4 protein-coding genes are annotated in these 6,652 nt (G+C 72.3%); 1 reads left to right on the forward strand and 3 read right to left on the reverse strand.

All coding sequences use genetic code 11. The annotated features are described in order from the left end of the window. Nucleotides 1–52 precede the first annotated feature (52 nt). A complete protein-coding gene (sppA, locus tag AX721_RS22645) occupies nt 53–1,831 on the forward strand; it encodes a signal peptide peptidase SppA (RefSeq protein WP_068878232.1) in 1,779 nt (592 codons plus the stop codon). Nucleotides 1,832–1,833: 2 nt separating this feature from the next. Here the strand turns inward: sppA and AX721_RS22650 are convergent, their stop codons facing one another. From AX721_RS22650 to AX721_RS22660, 3 genes are all read right to left on the reverse strand, one after another. Beyond that, nucleotides 1,834–2,868 carry an aspartyl protease family protein gene (locus AX721_RS22650; protein ID WP_068878233.1) on the reverse strand — a complete coding sequence of 345 codons (1,035 nt, stop codon included), beginning with the start codon at nt 2,866–2,868 and terminating at the stop codon, nt 1,834–1,836. Further along, nucleotides 2,865–4,583 (reverse strand): sulfotransferase, encoded by a 1,719-nt coding sequence (locus AX721_RS22655; RefSeq protein ID WP_068878234.1) that lies wholly within the window; start codon nt 4,581–4,583, stop codon nt 2,865–2,867. Before AX721_RS22655 ends, AX721_RS22650 begins: the two co-directional genes overlap by 4 nt. Before the next feature lie 64 nt (nt 4,584–4,647). Further along, entirely contained in the window at nt 4,648–6,249 is a 1,602-nt protein-coding gene (locus tag AX721_RS22660; protein WP_082765399.1) for a sulfotransferase, read from the reverse strand. Between the last annotated feature and the right edge of the window lie 403 nt (nt 6,250–6,652).

Here is a 6,652-nt window from a genome sequence, read left to right on the forward strand (position 1 = left end):
GTGCGAGAGCGCCCCTTGAGAACGCGCGGGCGGCGCACGACCCTATGGTGAGATGAAACAGTTCCTGATCACGGCGGCCGGGGTCTTCGCGGGCCTGGTGATTTTTCTGGTCGGCGTGCCGATCGTGCTGATCGGCATGGCCATGCAGGCCGCAGCGCCCGCGCCGATCCCGGCGAACACGGTGCTGGAGCTGGACCTGCGCGGTCCGCTCACCGACCAGGCGCCGCACAATCCGCTGTGGGGCCTCGGGCGCAACTCGACCTCGGTGATGTCGATCATCGCAACCCTTCGCCGCGCCGAGGCGGACGACAAGGTCAAGGGCCTGCTGGTCCGCCTGCCCGAGGGTGGCCTCGAGCCCGGGATGGCCGACGAGATCCGGCTGGCGTTCAACCACTTCCGGGCCGCCGGCAAGCCGGTCTACACGCACAGCCAGGGGCTCTATCCCGCCGGCATGGCCACCACCACCTATATGCTGGGCCGCGCGTCGGATCAGTTCTGGATGCAGCCGGGCGCCTCGCTGCAGGTGACGGGCGTCGCGACCGAGGACCTGTTCCTCAAGCGGTTCTTCGACAAGTACGGCGTCGTGCCGCAGTACGAGCAGCGGTACGAGTACAAGAACGCCGTCAACGGCTACCTCTACTCCGACTACACCCCCGCCCATAAGCAGGCGACGCTGAGCTGGATGGGCTCGGTCTATGCCTCGAACCTGGCCTTTGCCGCCACCGACCGGAAGGCCGATCCCGCGGCGTTGCGCCGGTCGCTGGAGGCCGGCCCCTACCTCGCCGAGGACGCCCTCGCCCGGCGGCTGATCGACCACATCGGCCAGGTCCGCGAGGCCGAGCAGGCGCTGCTGGACAAGGCGGGCGAGGGCGCCCGCGCCGTGGACTTCGACGACTATGCCGACAACCGCCCCGCGCGTGACGGTCGCGGCGGCGACGCCATCGCCGTGATCGAGGCTGAGGGGCCGATCGTGACCGGCACGGACACGGGCTCGAACCCCTTCACCGGCGGGGCCACCATCTATTCCGACGACCTGGCCGACGCGATCGTCCGCGCGGGGAAGGCCAGCTCGATCAAGGCCATCGTGCTGCGGGTCAATTCGCCCGGCGGCTCCGACACCGCGTCCGAGCAGATCCTGGACGCCATCCGCTTCGCCAAGTCCAAGGGCAAGCCGGTGGTGGTCTCCATGGGGACCTACGCCGCCTCAGGCGGTTACTGGATCAGTTCCGAAGCCTCGGCGATCGTGGCCCAGCCCACCACCCTGACCGGCTCCATCGGCGTGTTCGGCGGCAAGTTCGCCCTCGGGCCCGCTCTAGCCAGGTTCGGTGTCGACGTACGCGAGACGGGCGTCGGCGGTGAATATGCCGGCGCGTTCGGGCTGGGACAGCCGTTCACAGCGCAGCAGCGCGCGGCCTTCGCCGGCTGGATGGACCGCATCTACGGCAACTTCATCGCGCGCGTGGCGGCGGGCCGCAAGCTGCCGCCCGAGCGGGTGCGGGAGATCGCCAAGGGCCGGGTCTGGACCGGCGCCCAGGCCAAGACCCTTGGTCTGGTGGACGAGGTCGGCGGCTTCTACCAGGCCGTGGACAAGGCCAAGCAGCTGGCGAAGCTGGAGGGCGAGGTGCCGCTGCGGCGGATGACGCCCGCCGACGGCGCCTTCGAGGCCCTGCAGAAGGCGCTGGGGGTGTCGGCGGCCTCGGCGCGGACCCTGGCGGCGGCGGCCTGGGTGTTCGGCGACCCGCGCGCGCAGGCGATCATCGACCAGGCGGCCGAGGCCCGGCTGCGGAGCAACGGCGGCGGAACCGTGCTGGCGCCGACCCCGATCCGCTAGGCTCAGGCGACGGCGGGCCCGGCGCCGCGGGCGCGCGTGAAGATGACCTCGCGCCGGCCGAAATCGAGGGTGACCTCGTCGAAATGCCGCAGGACGTCGACGCCCACCAGCATGGCGGGCCGATCGTTCAGTCCCCAGAGGCTGAAGATGTGCAGCGGGGCGAAGGCGGCGCGGATGTTGTTCAGCCCCAGGCCGCCCAGCCGCAGCCGGGGCAAGGGGCCGATCCGGGCGGGCGAGGTCTGGCCCGTGGCGCTGATGAGCTGGCTTTCGACCATGCGGCCCGCCAACTCGGGCCGCTCCCGCACCAACACGTCGCGCAGGGCCTCGTTTCCGCAGGTGATCTGGGCGCCCGAGTCCAGGAACGCGCGCACGGGCACGCCCGCCACGTCGGCGTCGAAGATCACCAGCTGGCCGGACCGGTACTGCGCCGGAACCACGATGCCGCGCGAAGGATCCGGGATGCGGGTGCCGCCGCCCCCGCCCAGGGACTGCACCGACGCGCCCTTGCCCGACGGGCCGATCTCGAAGGTGTTGCCGCGGAAATTCAGCCGCATGCGGCGGTTCCGCAGCACGTCGATGCCCAGGAGGCCGTCGGCCCCGAGGCTGGCCTTCGGCAGGACGGGCAGGCTGAGGTTCGACGACTGCACCATGCCGACGCGCAGCATGGGCACCTTGACCAGCGGCGCGGGCTGGGTCCCCACGATGCCGTGCACCGGCGCCACCCCGTCGCCCACGAGGCTACAGCGCTGGGCGGTCTCCACGCCGATGACCGTGCGGTTAGCGCCGGTGTCGACCACGAACTGGAACGGTCCGCGCTTGCCCAGCCGGACCGGCACGGTCATGCGCCGCGCCTGGTCGAAGGCCGTCTCCACCCGGGTGCCGGTCGCCGGCGCCGGGTCGGGCGCCACGTCGGTGAGGTTGATCGACACCAGAGGCTCGCGGACGGGCCCAGCGCGGAGCCCCGGTCTGGTGGCGCAGGCGCTGCCCAGTCCGCCCAGCGCGAGCGTCTGCAGCGCGCGCCGGCGGGTCAGGGTCATTCGGCCTCGTACCCGAACGCGGCGACCCAGGGCGCGAGGGTCGGCAGCACCGGGGCGAGCTGGTCGCGGTAGCGGCGCCAGGCGCCGACGCCTTCGGCGCTGAGGCCGCGCGAGAGCTGGGCGCCGCTGGGCGTGGCCACCGCCCGGTCGCGCGCCTTGTCGGCGAAGTTGCGCACCTGGTCCGACCAGGGCAGGCCCAGGAATGCGACCACCTCGCCCACGGCCTTGTCGAAGTCGGCCACCAGGGACTCATGGCGCACGACGAGGGTGCGCGGGGCCATGGGCGCCGCCAGCTTGTCGGCCAGCCGCATCGCCGCGTCGTAGTACCCGGCCGCGCCGGGCAGGGTCAGCATCTGGTAGGCCGAGCCGCTCATGGCGAAGCGGCGGCGATAGCAGCTCAGGACCACATCGCGCGGATCGCGGCGGGCGAACAGGATCTTGGCGTCCGGGAACAGCTTCAGAATCAGCGGCAGGCGGAAGGTGTGCAGCGGGTGCTTATCGACGAAGACCTTGCCGGCCACGTCCGCGCCCTCGGCCTTCACGCGCGCCCAATAGGCCTCCCGCAACGGCGCCAGTTCGGCTTCGGTGGCCCGGGCCAGGCGGGCCACGTCGGCGGGCTGCATCTGGAAGGCGCGCTGGGCGTCGGCGAGGGTCTCGCGTTCCTCCAGCGCCTCGACGTCCGGATGGCTCGCGAGCACCTGTTCCAGCAGGGTGGTGCCGGAGCGGGGGAAGCCCAGGAGGAAAACATGCGCCTTCGGCCCGTCGGCGGGCGCGGCGACCGGCTTCGACGTCCAGGCCTCGGGCGGGACCTGGTCCAGTTCGGCGATCATGGCCCGGGCGAAGTCCAGGGCGCCGATCCCCTGGCCATGGACCGGCGCATAGGCGCGCCACAGGCCCATGTTGCAGGCGGCATAGGCCTGGAACGCCTCCGCGGTGAGGTTCTGGGCGTCCAGCACGTCGCCCAACTGGCCGTGCGCCAGGGCGCGCTGATGCGGCGTCAGCCGCTCGTCGCCGGCCAGCAGCTCCAGGCGCTTCTGGGCGCGTTCGCCGTGGCCCTCGGCGGCGTCCGCGGCGGCCAGGACCATCACCGCGTCGGGGAAGTTGGGCTCGGCCTCCAGCACGGCTTCGGCCAGGGGCCGCGCCTCGGCATGGGCGCCCCGCCGGCTGAGCAGGTTGGCGAGGCCCTGGGTGGCGCCCAGGTTCTCGGGCTCCAACTCCAGGGCGTGATTATAGGCGGCCTCGGCCTCCTTCAGCCGGCCCATGGCCTCCAGCGTCGCGCCGCGGGCGCAGTGGGCGCCGGCGAACCCGGGCTCCAGCGCGATCACGCCTTCGAAGGCGGCGAGCGCGTCGGGGTATCGTTCCAGGCGGGTGAGGACCAGGCCCATGGCGTTGCGGGCGCCCAGGTCCTGCGGCGCGATCTCCACCGCGCGGCGGAGCACCGCCAGCGCGTCGTCGAACCGGCCCTCCTGCTCGGCCTTCAGCGCCGCCAGGTTCAGCACCATGGGGTGCTCGATCCCGTCCTTCAGCGCGGCCTCGGCCAGGGTGGCGGCTCGAGGGAAGTCGCGGGCCTGGGTGGCGGCGTGGATCGCCTGCAGCCGGGCGCGGTCGGCCTCGGGGCTACGCGCGGGCGGCGCGGCGGGACCCGCGGGCCTGGCCGTCGGCGCGGGCGTGTAGCCGGCCTTCACCTTGATCTGTCCGACTTTCCACTGGCTCAACGTCACGCACCTTCGCGGCAAATTCCGGCGCGCAATCTAGCAGCCGTGGCCGCGCAACGCGCGTCTAGATCGCTGGCGCCGCCGGATAGGCGTCCAGCGCCGGACCGAGCGCGGCCTTCAGCGGGTCCAGCCAGGGCTCGAAGTTGCGCCAATGGTCGGCCGCGTCGGTGAAGATCGGCCGGCGCACCTGCTCGGAGCTGGCAGTGCGCACCGCGCGGTCGTTCTCGTAGAAGCGCAGGCATGACTCCTCGAACGGCAGGCCGCAGTGATCCAGCAGGCGCCGGACCTCGGCCTCGGGATCGGCGACCAGACGCTCGTAGATCACGCGGCGGACCCGTCCGGGGAGGTTTGCGTCGAAATGGGCCATCAGCTCGACGTAGTCGGCGTAGTAGCGGCCGATGTCGCCAAGATCGTAGGTGAACGGCTGGCCGATCGCGAAGTGCTGCTTGAAACCGGACAGGCAGCAGCCCAGGGGGTGGCGGCGGGCGTCGATGATCTTCGCGTTCGGCAGGATCAGGTGGATCAGCCCGGCGTGGGCGAAGTTGTTCGGCAACTTGTCGATGAAGAAGGGCCGCCCGGTCTTCCGATGGGTGCGGGCGCGGGCCAGGTACTCTTCGCCTAGGGCCGCGAACTCCTCGGGCGACAGCGCCGCCAGGACGTCCGGATAGGCGCCTTCGCTCTCGCGCCGCGCGCGGCCGGCGAGCCGGGCGGCCAGGGCGGGGATGTAGGGCAGTTCCTGGGTGCCCTCGACCTGGCTGTGACTGGCCAGGATCTGCTCCACCAGGGTCGAGCCCGAGCGTGGCAGGCCGACGATGAAGATCGGGTCGGGGTGCGGCGCCCCCTGCCCTGCGCGCACGGCGAAGAAGCCGCGTCCCAGCAGCGCCTTGGTCCGCCGCATCTGGCCCGTGGTCTCGGCGGGGTCGTAGTCCAGCCGCGCGCGCTGGATCGCATTGCCCCGCGCATAGTGTGCGAAGGCCTGCGCGAACGCGCCCGCGTCCTCGTGCGCCTTGCCCAGGGCGAAATGGACTTGCAGCCGGTCGGCGTCGGGGAGTTCGGCGGTGAGCGCCCGTTCCATCGCCGCCACGTCGGCCTCGCCGAAGCGCACGGTCTTGAGGTTGGCCAAGCTCCACCAGGCCTCGCCCTGGCGGGGGTCCAGCGCCAGGCATCGCCGATAGGCGGCCACGGCGTCCGCCTGCCGGCCGAGCGTCTTCAGCACGTGACCGTAGCTCATCCAGCTGAGCGCCTGGCCGGGGTGGGCCTCCAGGATCGCCGCATAGGCCTCCGCCGCGGCCGCGTCCTCGCCCAGCCGCGAGAGTGAGGAGGCCCGCAGGTGCCGGTAGAGCGCATTCTCAGGTTCAGCCTGGAGCAGGCGGTCGGCCTGGGCGAGCGCAGCCTCCACCTTGTCGCGCCAGGTCAGCACCATGGCGTACGCAGACCGCGCGGCGGTCAGGCTGGGGGCAAGGTCCAGGCAGCGCGCGAGCAAGGTCTCAGCGTCGTGGTTACGCCCGCAGCGGGAGGCCACGTCGCCGGCCATCCAGAGGGCCAGCGGGTCGGCGGGCCGCCGCGCCAGCACGCCGCGCAGGAGGGCGTCGGCGCCGGGGAGATCGCCCGCGATCAGCGCGTCGGCCGCGCGGACGAGCTCGGGATCGGTGACCGTCGCGCGCATCTGGCGGGCATAGGCGCGGTCGGCGCCCGCCACATCGCCCGCCAGCCGCAGCCGGTCGCCCTCGGCGCCCCAGCGGGCGGCCTCGGCGGCGTCGCCCGGCGCGACGGCGGGGCGGGGCGCTGGCGGGCCGCCGAAGCTGACGCTGAAGCGCCCGGTGTTCCACGTATTGCTCACCAGCCGAACCTAGCAGCGGCGGCGGCAAAAAGAATGGGGCGGCGGATTGCTCCGCCGCCCCACGCAGTCGTCTGACGTGACGTTCGACTTAGAAGTCGGCGGTCAGGCCGATGAACAGGTACCGGCCGAAGGCGTCGTAGATTTGCGGCCAGGTGTTGCCGTTGCAAGGACCGGTCGGGCAGTTCGACGAACCGTTGAGCGGCGGATCCTTGTCGAACAGGTTGTTCAC

The sequence above is a fragment of the Phenylobacterium sp. CCH9-H3 genome (assembly GCF_001557235.1).
Classification (GTDB): domain Bacteria; phylum Pseudomonadota; class Alphaproteobacteria; order Caulobacterales; family Caulobacteraceae; genus Phenylobacterium.

Bases quoted from the DNA above. Each gene is read 5' to 3' on its own strand.
- sppA (WP_068878232.1), top strand. From the start codon at position 53: ATGAAACAGTTCCTGATCACGGCGGCCGGGGTCTTCGCGGGCCTGGTG.
- AX721_RS22660 (WP_082765399.1), bottom strand. From the start codon at position 6,249: ATGCGCGCGACGGTCACCGATCCCGAGCTCGTCCGCGCGGCCGACGCG.
- AX721_RS22650 (WP_068878233.1), bottom strand. From the start codon at position 2,868: ATGACCCTGACCCGCCGGCGCGCGCTGCAGACGCTCGCGCTGGGCGGA.